This window comes from Clostridium ljungdahlii (genome assembly GCF_001636845.1).
In the GTDB taxonomy this organism is placed as follows: domain Bacteria; phylum Bacillota; class Clostridia; order Clostridiales; family Clostridiaceae; genus Clostridium_B; species Clostridium_B ljungdahlii_A.
Genome location: NZ_LITT01000058.1, coordinates 260,273 through 285,061, shown reverse-complemented (window position 1 = coordinate 285,061; position 24,789 = coordinate 260,273). Strand labels below are relative to the sequence as shown.

19 protein-coding genes, 2 pseudogenes and 3 other annotated features are annotated in these 24,789 nt (G+C 31.2%); of the genes and pseudogenes, 5 read left to right on the top strand and 16 right to left on the bottom strand.

Translation table 11 applies throughout. The annotated features are described in order from the left end of the window. Nucleotides 1-261: 261 nt before the first annotated feature. Together WY13_RS16805 and WY13_RS21210 are read right to left on the bottom strand one after the other, a co-directional pair. Complete coding sequence (locus tag WY13_RS16805; RefSeq protein ID WP_063556734.1) at nt 262-810, bottom strand: VanZ family protein; 549 nt, start codon at nt 808-810, stop codon at nt 262-264. A gap of 150 nt (nt 811-960) precedes the next feature. Next, nucleotides 961-1,101 (bottom strand): annotated as a pseudogene (locus WY13_RS21210) (IS1595 family transposase); the annotation flags it as partial. Nucleotides 1,102-1,289: 188 nt separating this feature from the next. On the opposite strand from WY13_RS21210, the gene WY13_RS16800 reads away from it, so the two are divergent. The 4 genes from WY13_RS16800 (at nt 1,290) to WY13_RS16785 (ending at nt 5,548) form a co-directional block, all read left to right on the top strand. Then, nucleotides 1,290-2,423 carry a tyrosine-type recombinase/integrase gene (locus WY13_RS16800; RefSeq protein WP_063556733.1) on the top strand — a complete coding sequence of 378 codons (1,134 nt, stop codon included), beginning with the start codon at nt 1,290-1,292 and terminating at the stop codon, nt 2,421-2,423. Further along, nucleotides 2,413-4,545: a tyrosine-type recombinase/integrase gene (locus WY13_RS16795; protein ID WP_063556732.1), complete on the top strand. Its 2,133-nt coding sequence runs from the start codon at nt 2,413-2,415 to the stop codon at nt 4,543-4,545. Before WY13_RS16800 ends, WY13_RS16795 begins: the two co-directional genes overlap by 11 nt. Next, nucleotides 4,532-4,912 (top strand): DUF6262 family protein, encoded by a 381-nt coding sequence (locus tag WY13_RS16790; protein ID WP_063556731.1) that lies wholly within the window; start codon nt 4,532-4,534, stop codon nt 4,910-4,912. The genes WY13_RS16795 and WY13_RS16790 overlap by 14 nt, the downstream gene beginning before the upstream one ends. Before the next feature lie 108 nt (nt 4,913-5,020). After that, entirely contained in the window at nt 5,021-5,548 is a 528-nt protein-coding gene (locus WY13_RS16785) for a hypothetical protein (RefSeq protein WP_063556730.1), read from the top strand. 196 nt (nt 5,549-5,744) lie between these two features. Here WY13_RS16785 and WY13_RS20720 read toward each other — a convergent pair. The 5 genes and pseudogenes from WY13_RS20720 to WY13_RS16760 form a co-directional block, all read right to left on the bottom strand. Continuing rightward, nucleotides 5,745-6,413, bottom strand: a pseudogene (locus WY13_RS20720) (IS1595 family transposase); the annotation flags it as partial. Nucleotides 6,414-6,769: 356 nt separating this feature from the next. Further along, a complete protein-coding gene (gene leuB, locus WY13_RS16775; protein ID WP_063556729.1) occupies nt 6,770-7,834 on the bottom strand; it encodes a 3-isopropylmalate dehydrogenase in 1,065 nt (354 codons plus the stop codon). Further along, entirely contained in the window at nt 7,831-8,325 is a 495-nt protein-coding gene (gene leuD, locus WY13_RS16770; RefSeq protein ID WP_063556728.1) for a 3-isopropylmalate dehydratase small subunit, read from the bottom strand. The genes leuB and leuD overlap by 4 nt, the downstream gene beginning before the upstream one ends. Beyond that, entirely contained in the window at nt 8,325-9,590 is a 1,266-nt protein-coding gene (gene leuC / locus WY13_RS16765; RefSeq protein WP_063556727.1) for a 3-isopropylmalate dehydratase large subunit, read from the bottom strand. The genes leuD and leuC overlap by 1 nt, the downstream gene beginning before the upstream one ends. A gap of 34 nt (nt 9,591-9,624) precedes the next feature. Continuing rightward, nucleotides 9,625-11,160: a 2-isopropylmalate synthase gene (locus WY13_RS16760; protein WP_156499077.1), complete on the bottom strand. Its 1,536-nt coding sequence runs from the start codon at nt 11,158-11,160 to the stop codon at nt 9,625-9,627. 166 nt (nt 11,161-11,326) lie between these two features. Next, nucleotides 11,327-11,524, bottom strand: a binding site (T-box leader). Between the two features lie 49 nt (nt 11,525-11,573). After that, nucleotides 11,574-11,767 (bottom strand) — a binding site (T-box leader). A gap of 383 nt (nt 11,768-12,150) precedes the next feature. On the opposite strand from WY13_RS16760, the gene WY13_RS16755 reads away from it, so the two are divergent. Further along, nucleotides 12,151-14,265, top strand: coding sequence for a methyl-accepting chemotaxis protein (locus tag WY13_RS16755; protein ID WP_063556725.1), 2,115 nt, complete (start codon nt 12,151-12,153; stop codon nt 14,263-14,265). A 41-nt stretch (nt 14,266-14,306) separates the two neighbouring features. Here the strand turns inward: WY13_RS16755 and cutA are convergent, their stop codons facing one another. The 9 genes from cutA to WY13_RS22240 form a co-directional block, all read right to left on the bottom strand. Then, nucleotides 14,307-14,642, bottom strand: a complete 336-nt coding sequence (gene cutA / locus WY13_RS16750) for a divalent cation tolerance protein CutA (RefSeq protein WP_063556724.1) — start codon at nt 14,640-14,642, stop codon at nt 14,307-14,309. Between the two features lie 314 nt (nt 14,643-14,956). Next, nucleotides 14,957-15,094: a hypothetical protein gene (locus WY13_RS21575; RefSeq protein WP_204377974.1), complete on the bottom strand. Its 138-nt coding sequence runs from the start codon at nt 15,092-15,094 to the stop codon at nt 14,957-14,959. A 276-nt stretch (nt 15,095-15,370) separates the two neighbouring features. Next, the gene (locus WY13_RS16745) at nt 15,371-16,240 is read right to left on the bottom strand and encodes a DUF1002 domain-containing protein (RefSeq protein WP_063556723.1); all 870 of its coding nucleotides are present in this window, start codon (nt 16,238-16,240) and stop codon (nt 15,371-15,373) included. Nucleotides 16,241-16,371: 131 nt separating this feature from the next. Next, nucleotides 16,372-16,896 carry an FmdE family protein gene (locus tag WY13_RS16740; protein WP_063556722.1) on the bottom strand — a complete coding sequence of 175 codons (525 nt, stop codon included), beginning with the start codon at nt 16,894-16,896 and terminating at the stop codon, nt 16,372-16,374. A 131-nt stretch (nt 16,897-17,027) separates the two neighbouring features. After that, nucleotides 17,028-18,455 carry a transglutaminase domain-containing protein gene (locus tag WY13_RS16735; protein ID WP_063556721.1) on the bottom strand — a complete coding sequence of 476 codons (1,428 nt, stop codon included), beginning with the start codon at nt 18,453-18,455 and terminating at the stop codon, nt 17,028-17,030. Between the two features lie 170 nt (nt 18,456-18,625). Next, a complete protein-coding gene (locus WY13_RS16730; protein WP_063556720.1) occupies nt 18,626-19,816 on the bottom strand; it encodes a cation:proton antiporter in 1,191 nt (396 codons plus the stop codon). A 46-nt stretch (nt 19,817-19,862) separates the two neighbouring features. Beyond that, nucleotides 19,863-19,921, bottom strand: a sequence feature (sodium ion sensor (DUF1646 type); this cis-regulatory element may regulate processes involved in with the transportation of sodium ions). 78 nt (nt 19,922-19,999) lie between these two features. After that, complete coding sequence (gene fdhF, locus WY13_RS16725) at nt 20,000-22,144, bottom strand: formate dehydrogenase subunit alpha (protein ID WP_063556719.1); 2,145 nt, start codon at nt 22,142-22,144, stop codon at nt 20,000-20,002. A gap of 130 nt (nt 22,145-22,274) precedes the next feature. Continuing rightward, the gene (locus WY13_RS16720) at nt 22,275-24,110 is read right to left on the bottom strand and encodes an ABC transporter ATP-binding protein (protein WP_063556718.1); all 1,836 of its coding nucleotides are present in this window, start codon (nt 24,108-24,110) and stop codon (nt 22,275-22,277) included. A gap of 6 nt (nt 24,111-24,116) precedes the next feature. Next, a complete protein-coding gene (locus WY13_RS22240) occupies nt 24,117-24,788 on the bottom strand; it encodes an ABC transporter ATP-binding protein (RefSeq protein WP_347459499.1) in 672 nt (223 codons plus the stop codon). Nucleotide 24,789 lies beyond the last annotated feature (1 nt).

Below are 24,789 nucleotides of genomic sequence, written 5' to 3'. Positions count from 1 at the left end.
ACGACACCTCCCTATGATATTTTAATTTTTGCGATTGTCAGTCGTTCAAATTATATCATAGGGGGTTTTTATTGTTCAGAGCTTAAGCCCTTTTATCCACCGGCATTACCGGTGGTTTTCTTGACAATAAAAATTATAGGTGGGATTGTCCACCTATAATGTACAATATTTGAATATTGTACATTAAATTTACTGTAGATTACGCTTAATTTCTACGTTCTTTTTGTGTAGGGTATCTTCTTGTATATGCAATAAAGATATTTAAATCCTCAATCTCACCATGAATAATAAATATAATAAAACAGGTAATCCTATTACAGATATTATTGTGATTACAACACGTACTTTTTTTTCATCTTTTAATAGCAACAATAAAAACTTATACCCTAAAATCCCAACTAATCCACCCAAACAATTTAAAATTATGTCATCAATGTCCGCTGTTCCTAAAGCCAAAAGCCCCTGAATGACTTCAACAAATAAACTCACTATGAATATAAACAACAGATTGAGGATTACTCTTTTATCTTTTTTGAATAATGTCAAATATACACCAAGTGGAATAAAAATAATGATATTGCCAACCAAGTTACTAAAAGCAAATCTTCTTAAATTCATAGTGCTTCCAGATATATATTCCGATATACTATGAAAAGGAATGAGATTGATTGACCTATGTAAAGTCCTTTGACTATTAAACACCTCAAAAAGCGAAACTCTTGATAATAACAATAATTTAATTAAAAAAAGTATGTAAAAAACGAAAACTCCATATAAAAATACTGTTCCAATTCTGTCTTGCTTATTCATCAAAATACCTCCATTTATCATTTCATCACTGCCTATTCTATGATATTAAGTTTGTAAATAATCGGTAGTACATTTTTTATTACTATTGTTCATTAAATTATAGTTTTTAATAATACTTGTTATAACATAATTTGCAAAATATCACACATGCTATACATACATTGGCTCTCTATTTTTCAAATCTTTTATTTTGATATATGAATGGGTTACATTGCTTTGAACCATAAAGTTCTTAGCCTTTATTATCTCTTTATCTGTATCAAATATTTGAAGCCATTTGAACCACTTAATATTTAAATATAGTATTATAGATATGGGATAGATAGTGTATTATAAGCACTAATTCCATATCTTTTTTTATATACTATATTATTTTAACAGAGATTATTAAAATAGTATAGTTGGTAGAATATACTTATAGCATATAGGAATGTGTGTTTGTATAATAGATATATAGGATTTACAAAGGAGAACAACAAATGAAGGTACAAGAAGTCAAGTTAGATAATAATCAAAGAAGATACTTACTGGTTGATGATAATGGACTACCAATAATACCAGCAGCGAAATATCTAAAGTATATTGACAATGGTGAGAAGAGTTTCAACACTCAAAAGACTTATGCTTATTCTTTGAAATTATATTTTGAATACCTACAAGAAATAGATGTAGATTATAGAATTGTTAACATAAACATACTGTCTGACTTTGTAGGGTGGCTCAGGAACCCATATGAAAGTAATAAGGTGGTTAATATAAAACTAACTAAATCAAAAAGAACTGAAAAGACAGTTAACTTAATTATAACAGTTGTAACAAGCTTTTATGATTATTTATATAGAACAGAAGAAATAAACAATGATATGGTTGATAAGCTTATGAAACAAATATTTACTGGAGGGCATGTACACTATAAAGATTTTCTCTATCATTTAAATAAAAACAAGCCTTCAAGTAAGAATATATTAAAAATTAAAGAACCAAGACGTAAAATAAAAGTTCTTACAAAAGAAGAAATGCAAAAAGTCTATAATGCAACAACTAATATTAGAGATGAATTCTTAATAAAGTTGTTATTTGAAACAGGACTCCGAATCGGCGAAGCCTTATCTTTATTTATAGAGGATATTATATTCGACCACAATAACGGTCATAGAATTAGATTAGTTGATAGAGGGGAACTTCCTAATGGGGCAAGGTTGAAAACAGGAGAAAGAGAGATACATATATCACAAGAGTTAATAGACCTATTTGATGATTATGCTTATGATATTTTAGATGAATTAGAGATAGACACTAATTCTGTATTTGTAAAACTAAGAGGTGAAAACAAAGGTCAACCTTTAGAATATCAAGATGTTAGTGATTTATTTAAAAGATTAAAAAAGAAAACTGGAATAGATGTTCATGCTCACCTTTTAAGACATACAAGCCTGACAGTATACTACCAAGCAACAAAAGATGTTAAAGCAACCCAAGAAAGAGCAGGTCATGCGCAGATACAAACAACCATGAATATGTATTTACACCCTTCTGACGAAGATATAAGAGCAAGTTGGGAATTAGCACAGCCATCATTTCAGATAAACAAAGGAGATACTAATGAAAAATAATATAATTAAATTAGGACATGAAAATTCAAGTGAATATAATGATAAAATAACAAATGAGCTATCAAAATATGTTGAAATATTAATAAATGACGATAAGTCAGTAAGTTATAAAGAAATACAAACAGATTATTTTTTGAAAAATAACCTATGGCATGTAGACTTTTTTTCTAATGTTTCTCATCTAAAAGAGCAGTATAGCAGATATGAAATGAAAGCTCGCAGTAAAAATATTCATTTCACCTTTAATAACTTAACCTTAAATAGAGAAATCAAATATCTGTTTCAACAAAAAATATTTTCTAATGAATGGTCGATATCTTATTCAATAGTAACTCAAAGTAAATACAACAAAAGATTGGCTGAATTTATTAATGATAGATATCCCAATATATCATCAATTTTAGAACTTGATATAGAAAAAGCTAATTTTGAATGGATAGACTGGCTTGAAATTAACAACTTAAAGACAATAGAATTAAATAAAGTTTTAACTGATACTACAGGAAATACATATTATAAAAAAACAGCTATAGCTTGTTATTTAGAAAATGTATATTGGAATTTATTTGAATTGGCTGATAGTAGAGAGGAATGGATAAAAGATATCTGGAATATTCGCAGACTTAGAGAATATGGAATAAAATATAATAAAACAGCTAAAGTTAATTCTATTAATTTTACTGTCATTAAAAATAAGTATTTTAGACAAGGGGTTAAGGATTATTTCAAACAAAGGCTTATTAGTGGCAATAGTTTTAGTTGGGGAACGGCAGTAAATTACATGACATACATTCCGAATTTATTAAATTTTCTTAGTGCAGAACACCCAGAATGGAAATCATTAAAAGAACTAAAAAGAGTTGATATGTTAAAATATTATGAGCACTTAAATATATATATAGAAGAAAATTTGACTCATAGGAATTCTAACCCAAACACTTATAAAATAACTGCCATATCTAATATAAATAAATTTTTATGTGATATTCAGTTAAAAGAATTCCCTATTGCCCCTTTGGAAGATATAAGAAAGCTAATATATAAAGAAGACAAACCATCAAGAGAAAAGAAAAATGCATCTAAGATAGATTATGTTCCAGACTTTGTATTAGAGCAATTATTTGAAAACATAAATGGACTTTACAAGGATACAGTTCCAATAGTATGGATAATGTATAAGACTGGACTAAGAATATCTGATGTATTAGGATTAAAATTTGATTGTTTAATCAAACTCAATAATAGATTTTGGATAGAAACTGATATTGAAAAGACATATATTAAGGACCACAGAATTCCTATAGATGATGAATTAGCTAATATGATAGCAGTTTTAATCCATAATGGTAAAGAAATTAGTAACGAATATAATAATCCTGAAGGATTCATTTTTGTTAGATATAGTGGAAAAAGAAAGGGAATTCCTTATCTAAGTAGTCATGTTCAATCTAATTTAAATAGATTTGCAAGAGAATATTCTATAAAAGATGAGTATGGAGAAATATTTCACTTTAAAAATCATGCTTTTCGACATACATATGCCATAAAATTATTAAATGGTGGTGCTGATATACTAACAGTACAGGAATTACTTGCTCATGCTTCACCAGAAATGACTATGAGATATGCAAAGCTGCTTGATGACACTAAAAGAAAAGTCTTTGATAAGGCAGTAAAACAAGGAATATTTAGTTTTGATGAAAGTGATAAATTAAAAGAAGAAAATGATGGAGAAATTCCTTCTGATATTATAGATATGTTATATACTAATCATAAATTAAATGCACTTGATACACCTTATGGTACATGTATGCAAAGAAAAAATGGTAAATGTAGTTATGCTAAACAACCACCATGTTTAACTTGTAATAATGGCAGCCCTTGTAAAGATTTGTGTGTTGGAGCATTTGAAGGAGATATCACTAAGTATGAGATATTAATAAACTCAACTAAAACTATGATTGAAAATGCTAAAATGTATAATAGAACTGAAATGGTTAGTGAAAATGAAGAATTACTTAAATTATATGAAGATATTTACTCTAAAATTTCGCAAGGAAGTATGATTTACAGTAGATTAGACAAGTTAAAGAAGAAAGGTGAATTAAATGAGCAATTATAACCGTATAGAGCATTTAAAAGAATTACATAATAAACGTAAGGCTATAACTCAAGAAAAGGTAGATAAAGCAATACAAAGGCTTGTAAAAGCTCAAAAGCCTATCAATTTTAATAGCGTTGCAAGTGAAAGTGGAGTTACTAAAAAAACACTCTATGATAATATAGATATCAGAGAACGTATAGAAACACTTAGACACCAACAATCACAAGTACCTACTCCATCACAAGTGAAAAGAAAAATGGATGATAACAATAAAGACGCTATTATAGCAAGTTTAAAGCGAAAAATAAAAAGACTTGAAGAAGAAAATAAGGAACTTAAAGAACAAGTCAAGGTTAATTATGCAGATATTTATAAAAGGCTATAATATTATAGAATTCTTAACCTTTTATAGTGTATATTTAATATATAAATTAATGAACAATTGTAATTTATAACGAAGAAAAGTTATTTGTATGTAAAGGAGTAATTAAATATGAAAATATATATTGTTGGTTCAGTATCAAGTGGCAAGTCAACACTTGCAAAAAAATTGTCCCTAATATTAAAAATCCTTTACCAACCACTTGATGAAATTGTACATATCTCTGATAAATCAAACCCTTGGGGTAATTGTAAAAGACCCGTTGAAGAAAGGGATAATCTGTTTTATTCAATAATACAGCAAACAAGTTGGATTATCGAAGATACAGGGAGACCTTGTTTTGAAGAGGGTTTAAAGATGGCAGATACAATTATTTTACTTGAAATTTCTCCGAAATTAAGGAATTACAGGATTATTAAACGCTGGGTAAAGCAACGACTTGGTATTGAAGAATGTATTTATAATCCACGATACAAAATGCTTAAATGTATGTTGCAATGGTCAAAAGATTATGATGAAGGAAAAGACAATTTAAAAGATAGAATTTCCCCATATAAAGAAAAAGTTATTACTTTAAAAAACAATAAGGATATTAATATATTTCTTGAGGAATGTCTTAATACAAAAAAATTAGCATAATGTTGGTACGGATTATTGTTAAAAGACGAAGCAAATGTTATTAACAACTTTATCCACAGGTTATCCACAGTTCTTACATTACGAAATAAAAACTCCAACAAGTCGTTGGGTTTTTTATTATTGTAACATATTATACATGTATATTATATTGAGGGTTTTGTATTTTAATGTTTTTTGTAAATTTGCTCTTGATAATAATATAATTACTTATATATTTTGTTGCAACACCATTAAACCTATTCATCCATTTCTTTAAATTGCTATGGAGAGCATTAATATGTTGAATATGATATAATCCTTCTTTATGTTTTCCTCTTTTTATACGTTTATGTTCTAATGATAAATCATCTGTAAATTGAATATAACTTTTATGACTATCAGTACAAAGTATAGAACCATTTGCTATATGCCCATAATATAATGTTTCTAATTCATTAGATGTAATTCTACCTTTACATGCTAATTCCATAATTAAATTACCCTGCCTATCAATAACAGTAGCAATGCAAACCTTTTCCTTGGAGATACCCCTTTTCTTAACTTGTTTGCCTCTTTTACGAGAGTGTCTTGGCATGTTAGAAGGTTTTGTACCTTTAAAACTTTCTGCAAAGAATACTTCATCTGCTTCAACAACACCATCAACGTATCCTTTACCTAAAAATGTGCTTATGCAATCGAGAATTTTATGTCTCCAAAAGAAACTTGTTGCTATGTTAATTTCTACAATTTTAGCACTTTTCCTAATAGAGTAGCCATTAATCATGTACTTAGCATATTTAAGCCACTTATCCAAGTTTACTATTAAATATCTATTTTCAACATTGAAATCACACTTAAAAACTTTTTTATAAGTCTTAGTGAGGTATTTTAGAGAATCTTAGAAGCTTATCTAAACTCATACCTCAGACATATCTAAAATTCTAAAATTTCTAAATTAACATTAAGTCAAGTTTAAAGTTTTCAATCTGTAATATTTCTAACTAAAATAAACTTATACGTAAGAATATTTTACAATAAACAAGTATATTTAAATATTTTGTATATAAGCCTTAATGGAAAATTTGTTAAAAAACTTAGGAATTTTGAATTGTCTGAGGTACGAGTTTTCAAAATTCCTTAGGTTCTTACAAATTTTCTAATTAGGCTTATCAAAATATTTAACATACTTGTGGTTGTAAAAATATTCGGAGTATAAGTTTATTTTTACTTAGAAACTCTACATTATAAATTCTTAACTATTAAGTCTCCCATTTCTTCTGTACCAACTAATTTTGATCCTTCAAGTGCTATATCACCTGTTCTGTAACCTTCTTTAAGCACTTTTGATATGGCATTTTTTATATCCACATAGGCCTGTTCCATATCAAAACTATACTTAAGCATCATGGCAACACTCATAATTGTTCCAATTGGATTTGCCTTATTCTGCCCTGCGATATCTGGTGCAGAACCATGTACAGGCTCATATAATCCAAAGGAATCTCCCCTTACACTTGCAGAAGGCAGCATTCCAAGAGAACCCGTAAGCATTGAAGCTTCATCACTTAAAATGTCTCCAAACATATTTTCAGTTAAAATTACATCAAATTGTTTAGGATCTCTTATAAGCTGCATGGAAGCATTGTCCACATACATATAATTTATTTCTACATCTTCATATTCCTTTGCTATGTTTCCCACTACTTCTCTCCACAGCTTGGAACTTTCAAGTACATTGGCCTTATCTACTAAAGTAAGTCTGTTATTTCTCTTTCTTGCAATTTCAAAAGCCTTTCTAGTAATTCTATCTATTTCAAAGCTGGTATAACTTATGGTATCCCAGGCTTTTTTTCCACCTTCAATATCTATTCTGTTTTTCTCTCCAAAATACGCCCCACCTATTAATTCTCTTACTATCATAATATCTAAGCCGCCGCCAAGTACTTCTGGTTTTAAATTTGAAGCTGATATAAGCTCTGGAAATAGTATGGCAGGTCTCAAATTTGCAAATACCCCAAGGGCTTTTCTTATACCCAAAAGACCAGCTTCTGGTCTAAGTTTACTAGGCAAACTATCCCATTTAGGTCCGCCTACTGCGCCTAAAAGTACAGCATCACTTTTTTTGCAAACTTCAACAGTCTTATCTGGAAGAGGAACTCCTGTGGCATCCACTGCAGCGCCACCTAAAAGTACTTCCTCATATTCAAAATCAAATTTATATTTTACAGAGGCTGCCTTTAACACTTTCTTTGCCTGTGCAATTATTTCTTTTCCAATTCCGTCTCCTGGTATTATAGCTATCTTCACTTGTTTTCCACCTCTTCTTTTATATAGTTTATAAGTCCCTCTGATTTTATGATCTTCTGCATAAATTCAGGAAAAGGAACAGCTTTATAAGTTTTGCTTTTAGTTATATTTGTTATTACTCCAGAAACTGTATCTACAGATACTTCATCTTTTTCATCTATGTCCTTTGCAGCTTCTTCACATTCCATTATAGGAAGTCCTATATTTATGGAATTTCTAAAAAATATTCTAGCAAATGTCTCAGCTATAATACAGCTTATTCCAGAAGCTTTAATAGCTATAGGTGCATGTTCTCTAGAAGAACCACATCCAAAATTTTTACCAGCTATCATTATATCTCCCTTATTTATCTTATTTGAGAAATCTTTATCTATATCCTCCATACAGTGAGAAGCAAGTTCCTTATGGTCACTGGTGTTTAGATATCTAGCTGGAATTATAACATCCGTATCTACATTATCTCCATACTTAATTGCCTTTCCTTTTATCATTATTTTACTACCTCCTCTGGTGATGAAATTTTACCTGTTACTGCTGAAGCTGCTGCTACTTCTGGACTTGCCAGGTATACTTCACTCTTTACATGTCCCATTCTACCTACAAAATTTCTATTGGTAGTGGAAACTGCCCTTTCTCCTTCTGCCAATATTCCCATATGTCCACCAAGACAAGGTCCACAGGTAGGAGTACTTACCACTGCCCCTGCCTCTATGAATATTTCAATAAGTCCTTCTTTCATTGCCTGAAGATATATAGCTTGAGTAGCAGGGAAAATAATAGCTCTTACATTTTCATTAACTTTTCTTCCTTTTAAAATGCTAGCTGCTGCCCTTAAATCTCCTATTCTACCATTAGTACAGGAACCTATGACAACCTGATCTATTTTTATGTCTCCTACCTCATCAATGGTCTTTGTATTTTCAGGTATATGTGGAAATGCCACTGTAGGACGAATTTTTGATAAATCTATTTCTATAACCTGGCTATACTCAGCATCACTATCTGCTTCATATACAGTATAATTTTTCTTTGAATGTTCTTTCACATAATTTATAGTATTTTCATCTACAGGGAAAATTCCGTTTTTAGCCCCTGCTTCAATGGCCATATTACATATGGTAAAACGATCATCCATAGTAAGTGAACTTACTCCTTCACCTGCAAATTCCATGGATTTATAAAGTGCCCCATCTACTCCTATCATACCAATAATATGAAGTATTACGTCTTTTCCACTTACCCATTTAGTAAGCTTTCCTTTAAGAACAAATTTTATAGCTTCTGGCACCTTAAACCAAGCTTCCCCTGTAGCCATACCTGCTGCCATATCTGTACTACCAATTCCTGTAGAAAATGCACCTAAAGCTCCATAAGTACAAGTATGAGAATCTGCACCTATTACTACATCTCCACAAACTGCAAGACCTTTTTCTGGAATTAAAGCATGCTCTATTCCCATTCTTCCAACTTCAAAATAATTTTTGATTTCCATCTTCTTTACAAATTCTCTAACATATTTACACTGCTCTGCAGATTTTATATCCTTATTTGGTGTAAAGTGGTCAGGCACAATAGCTATTTTATTTTTGTCAAAAACATTGTTAAGACCAATTTTATTAAACTCATTTATAGCTACTGGCGTAGTTATATCATTCCCAAGTACTAAATCCAATTTAACTTTTATTAATTGTCCTGCCTTTACTTCATCCATTTTTGCATGGTGAGCTAGTATTTTTTGCGTCATGGTCATGCCCATGTTTATCAACTCCTATCAAAATTTATATTATATATTAGCATTCTTCAACTTTTTTTAGAGAACTCTCATAATGAATTTTGTTCATAGCATTTATAAATGCTTTGCCACTTGCTTCTACTATATCTGTACTTACTCCTTTAGCAGAAAAAATTTTACCTTCTTTTTCAATCTTTACAGTAGCCTCCCCTAGTGCATCTTTACCATATCCTACAGATTTTATAAAATAGTCATTTAACGTAACATCTATCCCTATAGCTTTTTCAATAGCCTTAAAAGTAGCATCTACAGGACCATCACCGCAGGAAGCTTCTTTTATATTTTTACCGTCATATTCTATTTCCACAGTAGAAGTTGATGTCACTGCATTTCCTGTAGAAACCTGATAGTATTTTAAGTTAAATACTTCAGGAACCTGGAAAATTTCATTTTTTACAAGACTTTCTATGTCTTCATCTGAAACATGCTTCTTTTTATCGGCCAAATCTTTGAATTCTTTGAATATTTCATCTATTTTTTCTTTACCTAAATTTTTATATCCCAATTCTTCAAGACGTTCTACAAAAGCATGCCTTCCTGAATGTTTTCCTAACACTATAAGACTTTTCTTAAGTCCCACAGATTCAGGTGTCATAATTTCATAAGTTTCCCTGCAATTTAAAACACCATGCTGGTGTATACCTGATTCATGTGCAAATGCATTTGCACCTACTACAGCTTTATTATTTTGAACCTGCATTCCAGTTATATGACTCACAAGCTTGCTGGTTCTTGTTATTTCTTCTGTTACAATACCTGTTTCACAATTGAAGCAATCAAATCTAGTTTTAATTGCCATTACTATTTCTTCAAGTGCTGCATTTCCTGCTCTCTCCCCTAAGCCATTTACTGCACATTCAACCTGCTGTGCTCCATTTTCAACAGCTGCCAGGGAATTTGCCACGGCAAGGCCTAGATCATTGTGACAGTGAACACTTATTATGGCTTTGTCTATATTGGGCACATTATCTTTAATTCCTTTTATAAGCGCTCCATATTCACTTGGAGTAGTATAACCCACTGTATCTGGTATATTTACCACATCTGCCCCTGCATCTATAACAGCTTCTACTACTTTATATAAAAACTCAGGTCTAGTCCTTGTAGCATCTTCTGGAGAAAATTCTATGCTAGGACACAAGCTTTTAGCATAAGTTACCATTTCAATTGCTTTCTTTAAAACTTCATCAGGTTCCATTTTAAGTTTATATTTCATATGCAAATCTGATGTAGCAATAAAAACATGAATTCTAGGTTTTTTAGAATATTTAAGAGCTTCCCAAGCTTCACATATATCATCTTTTACAGCTCTTGCAAGACCAACTATCACAGGTCCTTCTATATTTTGTGCTATAGCCTTAACTGCTTCAAAATCTCCTTCCGAAGCTCTTGGAAATCCAGCTTCTATAACATCCACAGATAATTTTTGAAGTTGTTTTGCAACTGTAAGTTTATCATTTATGTTTAAACTGACATTTGGCGTCTGCTCTCCATCCCTAAGTGTAGTATCAAATATATTTATCTTACTCATGATTAAATCCTCCTAAATTTATTTTTATATAAGGCATTTTCAAAGAAATAATCAGTCAGTATGTTATCCTATTTTCTTTCAAATGCCTAACACAAGTTTTTTGCTGGCCAGTAAAAAAACTTCTATTTCAATTTCTTTTAATATTTAGGGGTATAAAAAAACAGGCCTCTCTTGGGGCGAGAAGTCTGTTCGCGGTACCACCCAAATTATTACTCAATTCAATAACGGCATTTTACCGATACAGCTTACTGTAATTTCAGCCTATAACTCAAGGATGAGTTCAATGTACAACATCTATGGGTTTTCACCTTTTCCCACTCTCTTTAAAATATAAATTACATTTACTATTCCCTATCACAGTTTTCTTATTTTCAGTTTTTTATATACCGCAAAATTATAATACAAAAACAGGCTTCTCTTGGAGCGAGAAGTCTGTCGCGGTACCATCCAAATTTTTACTTAATTTAATAACGGCTTTCGCCGGCTCAGCTTACTATAATTCAGCCTACAACTCCAGGGCGAGTTCAAAATATACTATATGTGGATTTACACCCTTCACCACTCTCTTAAAATATAATACAAATCTACTAATCCCTATCTAAGTTTTTACAATTAACTATTTATGATATTAGTAAGTATAATATAAATAGAATCTCATGTCAATAGCCTATTTACAATTATTCATTGTAATTTACTCAACTTTCGCATATAAAAATTAAGTCGAAAGCATTCAGAATAAGCACATAAAGTAAAGAAGCATTCTTTATTAAATTTAAATGTATTATACAACCTTTTGATTTCACTGTCTATACTTGATATACATATACATTATCTACAAAATTCCTTAACTTTTACTAAAATATTTAATATTTGCACTAATTTTTCTACTCATACATAACGAATAAATAAAGGTAAAGAAAAATAATGAAAAGTGCATAAATATATGATAATTATGTTATTAATTGTCATATAAAATTTGAAAGGAGAGTTGGCATGTTTAAAAAATTAAATCTAGCGACTAAATTAAGTATTACGCTTGGCATAGTAGTGCTTTTAGGAATTGCTATTATTGAAGGTGTTACACTTAAAAAAGTTCAACAAAGTTCTTATAATCAAGCCAGCGAACAAGCAAAGCAGGTGTCAGATGCCTTCGCAAAAGATATACAGGGAGACTTTAAAGTATCACAGGCTACTATTGAAGGAATAAAAAATACTGTTCTATATTGTAAAAAATCAGGAAGTTTAAGCAGAGAACAAGTAATTGAGATTTTAAAAACTACACTAGAAAAAAATAGCAATATACTAGGATTATACACCGCTTGGGAACCTAATACATTTGACGGAAAAGATAGTGCCTATATAAATAAGGATAGTTATGATGCTACTGGTAGATTTGTGCCCTATCTCGTACGAGAAAACGGAAGCATAAAACTAGAACCTTGTACAGGCTATAATGATGAAAGTAGTGGAAATTATTATTTTCTTCCAAAGAAAACGAAAAAAACTTGTTTAATAGAACCATATACATATAAAGTAGATGGCAAAAACATTTTAATTACTTCACTAACAATGCCTATACTTGATGATAGTGGAAATTTTTTAGGAGTTGTAGGAGCAGATATTAAACTCGAAAATCTACAGCAAACTGTCAATAAGGCAAAACCTATGGATGGTTATGCATCAATAATTACAAATACAGGCAAAATTGTTGCGAATGGTAAAAACCAAGGATTAGTGAACAATAATGTAGTTGATCTAGATAAAAGTGAAAAAGATACTTTGGATAAAATCTCTAATGGTGAAAGTTTCCAAACACACAAAAAAGCCATAGCAACAGGAACTTTATCACTAAAAGCATACTCTCCTATAGCTTTAAATGGAGTAGCTAACAAATGGACCTTTGTCTCAATAATTTCAGATAAACAAATGTATGTTGAATATACCCAACTTTTCAGAATAATAATGCTTATGGCTATAATTATTACCCTAGCAGTAATTGCATTAATGTTTATTCTTATTAAAAGAAATATTTATCCTGTAACTGTAGCATGTAACCATCTGGAAGTGCTTTCGAATGCTGATTTTACTGAGAAAATACCAGAAGAATTTTTACATAAGGAAGATGAGATAGGTATACTTGCAAAATCCATTGATAAAATGCAAGGTTCCATTGGGGAACTTGTTCTAGGTGTCAAAGAGGAGTCCTCAAATGTAGAGGGTGCAGTTATAGACACTGTAAAACATATGGAAGAATTAAATTCAAATATAGAAGATGTTGCTTCAACTACTGAAGAGTTATCAGCAACTATGGAAGAAACAGCAGCATCTACAGAAGAAATGAATGCTACATCAAATGAAATAGAAAAATCAGTGGAAGTTATAGCCAACAAGGCTAAAGAAGGTGCGGTATCAGCTAAAGAAATTGATGATACTGCAAAAAAATTGAAGGCAGGCTTTTTAGAATCAGAGAAAAAAAGGCTTGAAATTTATGAGGAAACAAGTGAAAAACTTAAAAGTGCCTTAGAACAATCAAAATCTGTTGATGAAATTACTGTTCTTTCAAATACCATAATGGAAATAACCGAACAAACTAGTCTTCTAGCTCTTAATGCAGCAATAGAAGCAGCAAGAGCTGGAGAAGCCGGTAAAGGTTTTTCAGTAGTTGCAGATGAAATAGCAAAACTTGCAGATGATTCTTCTAATGCAGTTTCAAAAATTAAACAAATAACAGAAAAGGTAATTGCTTCAGTAAATAATCTTGCACAAAGTGCAAATGGTATGATGGATTATATGACAAATAACGTTAAACTAGATTACCAAACTATGCTTGACGCAGCAGATAAGTACAGTTTAGATGCAAACTCCATTAAAAACATGGTTTCAGAATTTGATGATGCATCAAACCAAATTCTTGATTCAATTAAAAATTTATCGGAAATAATAAATGGTGTAACAACTGCTGCAAATGAAGGTGCAAACGGAACTACTACGATTGCTGAAAAAACTAACACAATAGTAGAAAAATCAGAGAAAGCTAAGCATCTTTCAGAATATGCTAAAGAAAGAAATGAAAATCTTAAAGGATTAGTTTCAAAATTAAAAATATGATATATATTAAAAAGCATGAAGTTACTATAACTTCATGCTTTTTAATATTTTACAAAATTCGAAAGAGGTATTACATTTATAACCGGTTCTTCATAAGGATGAACCTTTCTTATGGTGCTTATAGCTTTTTCCACTATGTCACTCTTACAGCAAAACTCTACTTTACATTCCTCTTCTTCACTTACTTCACCTTTTTCTCCTTTAAACGGATTTGCTCCTGAAAGGGGTCTCCAATACCCTGTAACTTTAGAAACTGACATACAGTTGTCATAATTTCCACCTATACTTAGTGCTCCTATATCATTCAAACTCTCCCGAAGTTTTGTCACATATTCCTCAGGTATAAAAGTTTCCATCTTATAATTTTTATATTCCAAAATTATTCCTGATTTCTAAATATTCGATAATCTTACTCGTCTAATATTTTTACATTATCCGTTAATAACGTGGTAGCTTCACAGGATTCAACTACTAAGGTTAATACTTCCGCATTAAAATTTTGTATCAGCCTTTATAATTCAATTACTATCCCTATAAAGTCCAACAAAATTGCGAGTGTTACTCAGCCCCTAAAATATTTCTAATCACACAAGCCTTTCCTACTAGGTGTACTTGTGCAAATTTTGATCTATTTTAAAGTTAATACTAACTCACTAATCCTAATAATTTTTTTCTATTAGCTATCCAAAAATCAGGTCTTTTCACCTCTTCTTTCCTTTTCTATTTCTTTAATAGATTTTTGGATATCTTTTTTAACTTTTCTTCCACCTCTTGCTCCATATAATCTAGCAGAAAAACAAGTAACTATACTAATTAAATCATTCACCATTTCTTCATTGATAAAATATTAATACCAAGTAAGTTTATATAACTTTGTATAACTTGAGGTAGCAACTGTCGCTACCTCCAATTATATTTGAATTAATAGTTAAAAGTTAAGAATAAAGAGTAAATGATAATTTTTCTCCACTATGTTAGGAAAAATCTTAAATTTAAAGCTTATTGAAGCTTTGCTTCAATGGCACTATATTTTAGATTTTCTGTAATTTTAACAGAAGGAAATCATCCATGACTTTCAATTATCCACTCTTAGTTCTAAACTATACTAAAATAGATTAGAAAAAAAGTTTTTAACTGCATTAATAATTTTAGCAAAAAATCCCTGAGTCTGTTCGCTAGATAAAGTACCCTTTAACTGATCTGCAACACTACCTAACTGACTTTTTATATCTCCAAAATTCAAATTTAAACCATTTATTTTATTCATAACATTAGTTATTTTATCAATATCTCCGGTGCTCAAATTTAAATTATAGTTATTAGTTACATTTTCAACTATCTTTCTTACCCCAGCTTCAGTTGAAGGCTTATCTTTAACTACTTGTGTTTTTATATCATTCATTACACCAGCAGCTTTGTCTTTCCCTATCTTGTCTCCTAACTCTCCTGTAGTAACCAATTCGTCATTAGCAGCTTTCTTTTTATTTTCATCAATTTTGCCACCGTTTGCACTATTTTCAAACCCCTTTAAAATTCCAGTAAGAGCTGCTGTTCCAGATACATTAAAAGGAGCTGATGCCTTAACATTTGCATTTTTTATTCCTGCAGTAATCAGTGCATTTTTTATCATACTGCTGCTTACCCAATATATGTTATTTGTAGATACATTTAATCCACCACTGGACGTTGGTTCTACATAAGCACAGGATATAGATTTTGTACCTATTTTATCACTGCTTGCAACATCTCCTAAATATTTTTTCTCTTCATCTATATTGACATCTATTACATTAGCATCCTGTCTAGTAACTCCAAAATACTTAAGCATTTCTTCTTTCTGGCTATTTGTGAGATCTCCTCCCAAGGTTACAACTTTATAGGCATCTGCATAAACTCTATTTCCTGAAATAGGTAAAACTACAGTTATAGCCATAAGCACTATCAATAATTTACTAAAAATTGTTTTAAATTTCATGTGTTTAAACTCCTTTTTAATTTAGTTTGATAAAGATTAATATATATCATAAATATACTATACTATATTTATTAATAAAAGAAGTATAAAATTATAACCAAATATAAAATTTTAAGATATTATTAAAATATTTATTCTTTCCTTGAATACTCTTTAAAACAATCTAAACATACCTTTTTTCCATTCATTATTCTAATTCTGTGCTCAGCCGTATCTTCTCCACAATTTTCACATACTATGTTATTAAATGACCTAGCCTTTTCCGGCACAGAAAACTCTGGTTTTTTATAATAAAATAATTTTTCACAAGGGCAATTTAGCAAATAATCAATATCTTTTTGTCTGTCCCCACTTCTCGGCCAATTTTTTAATACCACTCTCAGAGCATCACCATTTTTTCTATTAAAAAAACTAAACGCCATTTTACCGCGGTCTCTATAAATTAAGTTTCCCTTTCCCATAGTGCACCCTGTTATTACCTGAACCGCATCTACTCCACAGGCATCGTTTTCAGTTATGCACACTATCTCCTCATCTTTTGAAAAAGAAATTCCCATTTTTTCTTTAGCTGCCTCACTGGCCTTATAGCCTATTGCAAGTCCAGGACATAAATGTCCGTGAAATTCAACACATTTTTCCCATAATTTTTTATCCATTTTGTTCCCTCCTGACTAAATCGTTTATATAAATTATACGTCATTTATATAAAACTTTACAATAATATAATTCATTTCAAATACATGTAACAATTAAGTAAGGGGATCAGAGACCCCCTTACTTTCTTCAATTAAGATTTTACTATTGTGAAAACTTCTGCACCTGATATTTCGTCTGAATAGTAGGTCAAATTATAGTCTCCATAAATATTATATTTGGTAACTATTTGCTTCAAGGTTTTTGGAACATTGTAATTTGTAGAATTATAATTTAATATTTTAATGCTAAAAGATTGCCTCTGACTAATTACATAATTTTTTAATGCATTGTAAAAGTCACTATAATTACCTACAACATTTATATCATTGCCATATCTATCTTTCTCCGTCACATTTAGCTTGTCAAAACTATAGTCAGTACTGTTACATTCAGGATAATCTGATTTATCCCACTCATGATCTTGGGCAATCTGAGAATCAGTTATATTGAAGTAAGAATGTGAAAGGAGCTTGGATCCATCATTTGTAACAGGATCGTCCCAGGTAGAATCAAGTTCATAATATTCACCCTGTATTTTTACTATATTCCAGGCATGGCTTATCCATCCATCTCCATCATTTCCCTGTCCTATTACCATTTTACATTCTATACCAGCAGCTGTAAGAAGCCTGTCCATAGCATCTGCATAACCCTGACAAACTGCTGTTTTATTCACTAAAACTCCATAAGCAGTATAGGAATCATCAGGCATATCCGCTGTACCTGCCCTTTGATCATATTCTGTATTATTTACCACATAATCGTGAAGTGCCAATTCTTTTTCATAGTCTTTCATTTGAGGTGTTGTGACACTGTTTACTACTTGATCGACTTTTTGCTGTATTGCATTTTCCTTAGTTATTAAATTTTGCTTAGTATCATCATACTTAAAATTTATAGTCATTTTAGTAGAACTAGAACCTTCAATATTACTTCCTGCACTTGAATACCAATCTCTTAAATTTGGATTGTCCTGCAAAATCTTATCTATGACACCCAAATTATAAGTGCTCCTATCATAGTTTGTTATATTTAAAACTAAAGTATCCTTATAATTAGAAAGTGCATCCTTTACCGCATTGTAATACTGAGTATAATTTTCTATTGAAATTTCACCATTGGAACTATTTTGCCCATCTACTGTAAAATTGTATTTTACTCCTTCATTTAATTGCTTGCCATCAGTAGATTTTAAGTTATTATCTATTACCAAAACGTATTTTTCACCAGAAGTGTAGGGATTTTCAGGTGAAACCTGCACAACATCTGATTTTGAACTCACTACATTAACTGCTACTGATTGATTATTGTCTTGCTCATATACTTTAATAGAGTTTTTTGCTGAATTTATATCAATATTCTTATTAAAACTTATTGTCCATGTCTTGTTATTGGCTACATTAGAGGTGGCATCATTATTCCAAATTCTATAATTTTCTGCAGCATAGCAATTTTTCCCCACAAATAGCAATCCACACGCGGCAGCTACCACAATAAACTTACTTATTTTCTTAAACACAATACCATCTCCCAACAACAATTATTTTTTAATTTCATACATTTAGATAGTGCGTTTCTTCATTTCTTTATCCAATTCCAGATTTTCTGTTTCTTTAGCTAAATTATAATTGTATTTTACTATAGTGTCCAGATGTTTTAATCAATTCACAATTCACAATTAAGGATGATTTAAATATCTAGCTCAGACAAAGAATTCTTTTTATAAGAAAAAGCCACTTTTAGAAGTACAGGAGTTATAATTGTAGTAAGTATTACAACCATTAAAGTTGGAAGAAATATTTCCTCCGATATAATATTTTTTTGTAATCCTATATTTGCAGTAATTATAGCAACTTCACCTCTAGAGATCATACCTACTCCAATTTGTAAGGACTCACTTTTACTCATTTTAAGAGCTCTAGCTGCACCACCACATCCAATCATTTTTCCAATAACTGCAATAACAAACATAACTAAGGTAATAATGAGTACTTCTAGATTGAGACCTTTTAAATTTGCTTCAATGCCCACACTTGCAAAAAATATAAGTGATAAAAATCCAGAAGAAATTGCTTTGATATTTCTTTCTAAATATTTTTTATGCTCAATAGAAGAAAGTATAAGACCGCATATATATGCCCCTGTAATAGCTGCTATACCAAGGTATTCCGCAGCACACGCTATTAAAAGTGCAAACGCCAATGAAAAGGTGAGCATATCTTTACCTGGTTTTACATCCCTAGTAAATTTATTTATATACTTAGGTAAACACACTATGGCCAATATAGAAAATCCACAAAATAAAATTATTTTTACAAACACAAAAACAAGTGACATCATCCCGGAAGCTGAGGCTCCAGAACCAGAGTTTTGGGCTACTGCAAGTACTATAGATATGAGCATAAGCCCTAAAACATCATCTATTACAGCAGCTCCCAAAATATTTATACCAGCCCTTGTATTTAGCTTACCAAGTTCCTTAAGAGTTTCCACACTAATACTTACACTAGTGGCCGTTAAAATAACTCCAACAAATACATTTTCTAGGAAATTATTAAAAAACATATATGCACTTAAAGTTCCCAAAATAAGAGGTAAAATAATGCCGCACATGGCAATTATAAAAGAAGATAAACCTGCTTTTTTAAATTCTTCAATATTAGTCTCAAGACCTGCAAGAAACATGAGCATAATTACTCCTAAATTTGAGAGAAGCTTTATATTATCATCATACTGAACAACATTTAAAATAACAGGACCAAGTATTACACCTGCAATGAGTGCCCCTAAAACCTCTGGCATCTTCAACTTTCTACTAATAATTCCACCTATCCTTGTACATATAAGAATTAACACTATATCTAATAAAGTTTTTTCCATTATAACCTCCTTATTTTAGCTTAAAAAAGTAGAAAGCCCCCTAAAGGACTTTCCACCCCAAAAGTCATATTATCTTCTTGAAAACAAATAAATATTTGTCCAACCGAAATACACATTATTTTTAATTTTACTTGTTGATATAATATCATAATCATGTTAATTATGCAATAACTCTTATATATCCTAATTTGCAGTTACAATACCCAACTTTTTACGCAAAGCTTTATAAGTATCATCAATATACTCTTCAGCTTTATCTTGGTCTTCTATTGTTTCGACCTTAACTGCACAGTATTTATATTCTGGAGTTTTTGATATAGGATCCAGATTATCCACTGTAAGTTCATTGCAAGCACCAATCCACCATTGGTAAGTCATATAAGTAGCTCCTTTTAAAACTCTATCTGTAACATTTGCCCGTGTTACTACAGAACCTCTTTTTGAAGATACCCTAACTAAATCCCCTGTTTTAATTCCAAGCTCTTCTGCATCTTCTATACTCATCTGTATTTTTCCAGGTTCATCTTCCAGCTGCTGTAGAGCACGGCAATTTCCCGTCATTGTCCTTACAGAGTAATGACCTATTTCTCTGACTGTACACAAACTAAGTGGATATTTCTCATCTGGTGATTCTTCTGTAGATCTCCATTCTGAAGCAAATAAAATACCCTTTTTGCTCGGAGTACTGAATTCATTGTTTTCATACAAAACAGGAGTTCCTGGATGGTCTTCTGTAGGACATGGCCAAAGTACACCATCTAAAGTTTCCATTTTCTCATAAGTTGCACCTGCAAATTTAGGTGAAAGGCTTCTCATCTCATCCCATATTTCCTTTGTGTTGTTATAGTGCATTTTATATCCCATAGCTGAAGATAACTCACAAATTATCTGCCAATCAGGTTTTGCTTCACCAATTGGTTCAACTGCCTTGTTAAACTTTTGCAATCCTCTATCTGCAGCACTATATACCCCTTCATGTTCTCCCCAGGCAGTTGCTGGCAGAATCACATCTGCATGTAATGTAGTTTTATTCATAAATATGTCCTGAACTACTACAAATTCAAGCTCATCCAAAGCCTTCCTTACTTCATTTGAATTTGGATCACTTTGAACACAATCTTCACCCATGATATAATATGCCTTTAATTTATGTTCCTCAAGTACTGCTTTAGGTACTTCAGTCAAATGATAGCCAATCTTGTCTGGAAGATTTTTTACTCCCCAGGCTTTTTCAAATTTTTCTCTCACATTTTTATCCGTAACACTTTGATATCCTGGAAAATTATTTGGAAGTGCTCCCATATCACAAGCTCCCTGTACGTTGTTTTGTCCTCTTACAGGTCCTATTCCGACACTTGGTCTTCCATAATTTCCCGTTAGCAGTGCCAATCCAGCTAATCCTTTTACCACATCTACAGCTTGACCAAATTGACATACTCCCATACCATAAAGTATCATTGGGTTTTTAGCTGAAGCATACATTTCCATAGCTTTTTTAATCTTTTCTGCTGGTACATTTACTATTTTTTCTACATATTCAGGTGTATATTTCTTTATAACTTTAATATATTCATCAAGTCCTTCTGTATATTTTTCTACGTAATCTTTATTGTATAAACCTTCATTAATAAGAATATTGGCAAAACCGTTTACAAGCGCCATATTAGTACCGCCCTTTATCGGAAGCCATAAATCTGAAATCCTTACACTTTCTGTTATCCTAGGGTCCACTACTACTATTTTTGCACCTTTTTGTCTTGCTTTCACTATTCTTCTTGCTACCATAGGATGAGATTCTGCAGGATTATACCCAAAAATAAATACCAGGTCTGCATTATCAATTTCAGGAATACTATTAGACATTGCACCATTTCCCAACACTTTAGCAAGTCCAGCTACAGAAGGTCCATGACAAACTCTAGCACAGTTGTCCACATTATTTGTCCCAATAACAGCCCTCATAAATTTTTGCATAATATAGTTAGCTTCATTTCCAGGACCTCTAGAACAACCAGTACCCATTATAGAATCAGCACCATACTTGTCTCTTATTTCTCCTAATCTTTTTGCAGTAAAACTGATAGCTTCATCCCAAGTAACTTCTTCGAACTTGCCATTTTTTCGTATCTTAGGTTTTCTTATACGTGGAGTTAAAAGTTTAGGATCGTTTAAATAATCCCATCCATAATAACCTTTAAGACACAGCTCTCCCTCATTGGTTCTGCCCATAGCAGGCTCAGCTCTCTTAATTTTACCATCTTCAACCACTAAATACAGTCTGCAACCAGCACCACAGTAAGGACATACAGTTAATACTTTATTCTCCATAATAACTACCCCATTATTTTTTATATTTTTGAATCTTTCTATATTTAATATATCACTAAAAAAGCGTGTAATTCAAAGACTATAAAAAATACTTATTCGTTGCTATTAGTAGTATCAAAATTTTTTATAGTCACTCTTTTCTATAAAATTGATTATAATACATATTGTAATACATACTCTTCTTTTTAATTAAATCTCTATGGCTTCCTTTCTCTATTATTTCTCCCTTATCTACTACCATTATAATATCTGAATTTTTAATAGTGCTTAACCTATGGGCAATAATAAAACTAGTTCTCCCCTTCATAAGTTTATTCATGGCATCCTCTATCTTAAGTTCTGTTAGTGTATCCACATTACTAGTAGCTTCATCTAGAATAAGTATTGCAGGATTTGAAAGTATTGCCCTTGATATAGCTATAAGCTGCCTTTCACCTTGGCTTAAATTGTTTCCTCCCTCATGAATTAAAGTATTGTATTTCTGTGGAAGTCTTTCAATAAATGTCTCTGCATTAGCAAACCTGACTGCCTGCTTAATTTCAGTAAAATCTGCATCTAATTTACCATACCTGATATTTTCAAGTATTGTTCCTGCAAAAAGATACGTATCCTGAAGAACTATGCCAAAGCATTTTCTAAGACTATCTCTCTTATAATTTCTTATATCCTCTCCATCAATCAAAATTTTACCATCTGATACATCATAAAATCTGGTGATCAAATTTACAATAGTTGTTTTGCCAGCTCCTGTAGATCCAACAAGAGCAACTTTTGTACCTGGATTTATATCAAAATTTATGTTTTTTAGTATTTTAACATCTTTTCTATAGCAGAAGCTTACGTTTTCAAAGGTAACCCGCCCTTTTACATGCTCAAATACTTTTGCATGAGAAATATCTTTCAACTCCTCTTTTTCATCCAGCACTTCAAATACTCTTTCTGCACCTGCTGCTGCTGATTGGAGTGTATTAAATATACTAGCTATATCATTTAATGGTCTTGCAAATTGCCTTGAATAACTTAAAAAACTAGCTATAACTCCCACTGTTATAATATTTTTTAAAGCTAAAACTCCCCCTACACCTGCTACAGCTGCAAAACCTATATTGTTTATTACATTCATAATTGGCATTAAAAATCCTGACCAAATTTGGGCTTTTAATCCTACTTCACATAGGGAAGAATTTATTTTATTAAATTCCTCTACACACTTTTCTCCATGATTAAAAGCTTTTACTACTTGGAACCCAGATATTGTTTCCTCTATATGTCCATTAAGTTTTCCAAGTTCTATCTGTTGATTTTTAAACAGCGGATTTGTTTTTTTTGCTATACTCTTAGTTAATAAAAAGACCATAGGTACTGTAATTAAAGTTACAAAAGTAAGAAACGGACTTAATATAAGCATCATTACAAAAGATCCTAAAACTGTTATTACCCCTGACATAAGCTGAACAGTAGATTGTGATATAGTACTACTTACGTTTTCTACATCATTTGTAAGTCTGCTCATAATTTCTCCGTGAGTATTCATATCAAAAAAAGATAAAGGAAGTTTTTGAAGTTTACCGAATAAGTTTTTTCTAAGACCCATTATTATCCGCTGGGCTACCCCTGCCATAATCCATCCCTGAAAAAAAGTTAAAATAGCATCCACTACATAAGTTAATAAAAGCAGCATAACCATTATCCAAAGAATATGAAAGTTTACTTTTCCATAGGATTCTGACATGGCATCAATAGCTTTTCCTAAAAGATAAGGTCCCATAAGCCCTACTGCAGAATCTATTATTACAGATATGAGTATTATAACTAACAATTTTCTTTCACTTCCAAAATATTTCCACAGTCTTAGAATCGTTTTTCTTAAATTTTTTGGTTTTTCCGCAGGTCCAAGTCTTCTTCCCCTTCCTCTCTTTCTAGACCCTAAAGGCACCGCTATGTTATTTCTATCATACTTTCCCATATCCTCTTATATGCTCTCCTTTCCAAACTGAGATATGAATATGTCTTCATAAGTTTTACAGTTTTTCATAAGTTCATCGTGTTTTCCAATACCTATTAATTTTCCACCATCAATTACAAGTATTTTATCAGCCCACATTATAGAAGATATTTTCTGTGAAATTATGATACACGTTAAATTTCTTAAATATTTTCTTAAATTTTCTCTTATCCTAATTTCTGTAACTGCATCTAATGCACTTGTACAATCATCAAATATAAGTACTTCAGGCTTTTTAATAAGTGCACGTGCTATGGAAATTCTCTGTTTTTGTCCACCTGAAAAATTAATTCCTTCTTGTCCAATTTTAGTATCATATTTTTCAGGAAATCTATGTATAAATTCATTAACTTCTGAAATTTCACACACTTTTTTTACTTCTTCTAGAGAAGCATTTTCTCTGCCCCATCTTATATTCTCAAAAACAGTTCCAGTAAACAATGTTGTTTTTTGAGGCACTAAAGCTATTTTATCCATCAAAATTTTTTCATCTATATTCTGTACATTCACTCCATCAATTTTTATTATTCCAGAAGTTACATTATAAAATCTAGGTATTAAATTCACTAAGCTGCTTTTACCTGAACCTGTAGGTCCAACAATACCAACTGTTTCCCCTGGCATACAGGTAAAACTAATA

Bases quoted from the DNA above. Each gene is read 5' to 3' on its own strand.
- WY13_RS16755 (WP_063556725.1), top strand. From the start codon at position 12,151: ATGTTTAAAAAATTAAATCTAGCGACTAAATTAAGTATTACGCTTGGC.
- WY13_RS16785 (WP_063556730.1), top strand. From the start codon at position 5,021: ATGAAAATATATATTGTTGGTTCAGTATCAAGTGGCAAGTCAACACTT.
- leuC (WP_063556727.1), bottom strand. From the start codon at position 9,590: ATGGGCATGACCATGACGCAAAAAATACTAGCTCACCATGCAAAAATG.
- WY13_RS16800 (WP_063556733.1), top strand. From the start codon at position 1,290: ATGAAGGTACAAGAAGTCAAGTTAGATAATAATCAAAGAAGATACTTA.
- WY13_RS16790 (WP_063556731.1), top strand. From the start codon at position 4,532: ATGAGCAATTATAACCGTATAGAGCATTTAAAAGAATTACATAATAAA.
- WY13_RS16795 (WP_063556732.1), top strand. From the start codon at position 2,413: ATGAAAAATAATATAATTAAATTAGGACATGAAAATTCAAGTGAATAT.
- WY13_RS21575 (WP_204377974.1), bottom strand. From the start codon at position 15,094: ATGGTGAATGATTTAATTAGTATAGTTACTTGTTTTTCTGCTAGATTA.
- WY13_RS16730 (WP_063556720.1), bottom strand. From the start codon at position 19,816: ATGGAAAAAACTTTATTAGATATAGTGTTAATTCTTATATGTACAAGG.
- WY13_RS16740 (WP_063556722.1), bottom strand. From the start codon at position 16,896: ATGGATAAAAAATTATGGGAAAAATGTGTTGAATTTCACGGACATTTA.
- fdhF (WP_063556719.1), bottom strand. From the start codon at position 22,144: ATGGAGAATAAAGTATTAACTGTATGTCCTTACTGTGGTGCTGGTTGC.
- WY13_RS16805 (WP_063556734.1), bottom strand. From the start codon at position 810: ATGAATAAGCAAGACAGAATTGGAACAGTATTTTTATATGGAGTTTTC.
- WY13_RS16720 (WP_063556718.1), bottom strand. From the start codon at position 24,110: ATGGGAAAGTATGATAGAAATAACATAGCGGTGCCTTTAGGGTCTAGA.
- leuD (WP_063556728.1), bottom strand. From the start codon at position 8,325: ATGATAAAAGGAAAGGCAATTAAGTATGGAGATAATGTAGATACGGAT.
- WY13_RS16745 (WP_063556723.1), bottom strand. From the start codon at position 16,240: ATGAAATTTAAAACAATTTTTAGTAAATTATTGATAGTGCTTATGGCT.